This window comes from Pseudoxanthomonas sp. LjRoot204_2 (assembly GCF_056175765.1).
Window position 1 is genome coordinate 1 of record NZ_JBGFFG010000578.1, and the last position, 1,743, is coordinate 1,743.

The window sequence follows — 1,743 nt, forward strand, 5'->3', positions numbered from 1 at the left end:
TTCCCAGGCCGAGCTCACGACGTCCCACCTGGTCGTCAAAGGCCAGGGAGATGAAGCCGGGGAAGGAAAGCGTCTCGTGGTTCATTGATACGCGCGTCGGGCTGGATCGTTCGTCGTTCATTCTACCCTACCTGCATTTACCATCAAGCAACAGCATGTAACAGCATTTGATGTGACGTAACAGCAGTTGATTGTAGGGAAATGCCCCACCGTATGGGATACCCAAGCGGTTAACACCGGCATTCAGGGTTCAACTTCCGGCTTTTCCGGCCGTTACTGGACCCACGAGATGCCTGGATGGCTGATCGCCCCCAATTTTGGGGGCAATTCACGCCACGAGCTAGTGTTATCTGCTGTGACATGCTGTTACATGCTGTTACATGCTGTTAGGCAAGGACCCTTCGCATCCTGCTCTCTCCGAGCCTCGCCCGCCAGGGGCACTCTACAGTCCCAAATTTTGGGGCATTACAGCGCATCACCAACAGCACATGCTGTTACATGCTGTTAGCTTGCGACGCGGCGTGCGGGAATTCGCCGGAACGACGGCGCCGGTGATCGCGGGCATGCCTCTGCCCCTCGCTCCAGATCCCACCCACTGGGGCGCTGCGCCGTTGGCTTAACACTAAATGCTGTTAGATGCTGTTGCATGCTGTTAGTGGCCTCCAGGTCCGCGGCGGCAACGGCTCCACGGAGGCCCTACGGCTGGACCAACAGCAAATGCTGTCACTTGCTGTGACTCGACAGCATTTGAWATGCAATGCTGTTACATGCTGTTAACCGCGCCAGTTGTCGCCAACGCGGATCGCTCACGATCACACCCGCAGCCAGCGGCGTGCCTGACCTGGCCAGAACCTCAACACGGCCCAACCACCAACAGCATCTACTGTTACATGCTGTTGCACCCAACGGTGGCCATCTGATCACCAGGCGCAGGCATACTACGAGGGAAGCGAAAGCAACTAACAGCATTCGATATTAAATGCTGTCACATGCTGTCACATGCTGTTAGTTGCTGTTGCTTGGAGCGGTCTGGCATGAAAAAGGGCGCCCGGATGAACTGACCCCCGGAAGTTGGAAATCCCGTAAGGGCAATTGCCTGGACAACGCCGCCATGGAGAGCTTCTTCGCAACCCTCAAGACCGAGCTGTTCCACTTGAAGCAGTTCACCAGCGTGGAGCAACTGCGCAAGGAGGTGGCTGAATACATTCACTACTACAACAACGACCGTATCATGCTGAAACTCAACGGCTTGAGCCCTGTGCAGTATCGGCTCCGCCCATTGGCGGCCTAAAGATCGGAGGTAACAATGTGGCCTAAAGATGTTCGGGCTGAACGTCGCATGCTCACGGGTGGCGGAGTGGCTTACACCCTGTATCACGCGACCGTTGGCGAACTGGGCCAGATCCTACTGCAGCCGCTCTCGACAGGGGGCTGTCAGATGACCTGCGAGGTCCTTAACCTGCCCGATGGCCTAAACGAAGAAAGGACGAAGCTGCTGAAGCCACTGGAAGAACAGCTGCTGTCGGCTTTGTCTCCGCCATTGTCGGCAAAACGTTCAAAATAAGAAAGCCGAGCCCAGCTAGTACCGGGCCCGGCCTAGGTGACGCAAGCGGTAAACCGAGCCGTCCAATATTTGGGGGTCAGTTCACGGAGGCGCCCTCTATCAACCGCACTCAAAAAACCTTTATATATAGGTCACGCTTGGGACTGCGATCGCGGGACGGCGTGGGGCAGGGTGAAGAC

At 56.5% G+C, this 1,743-nt stretch carries 1 protein-coding gene and 1 pseudogene; both read left to right on the forward strand.

What is annotated here, in order from left to right; translation table 11 throughout:
- Positions 1-1,078: 1,078 nt before the first annotated feature.
- Positions 1,079-1,291, forward strand: a pseudogene (locus tag AC04L7_RS18040) (transposase); the annotation flags it as partial.
- A gap of 66 nt (positions 1,292-1,357) precedes the next feature.
- On the forward strand, positions 1,358-1,564 hold the full coding sequence (locus AC04L7_RS18045; protein WP_436001348.1) for a hypothetical protein: 207 nt from the start codon (positions 1,358-1,360) through the stop codon (positions 1,562-1,564).
- Positions 1,565-1,743 lie beyond the last annotated feature (179 nt).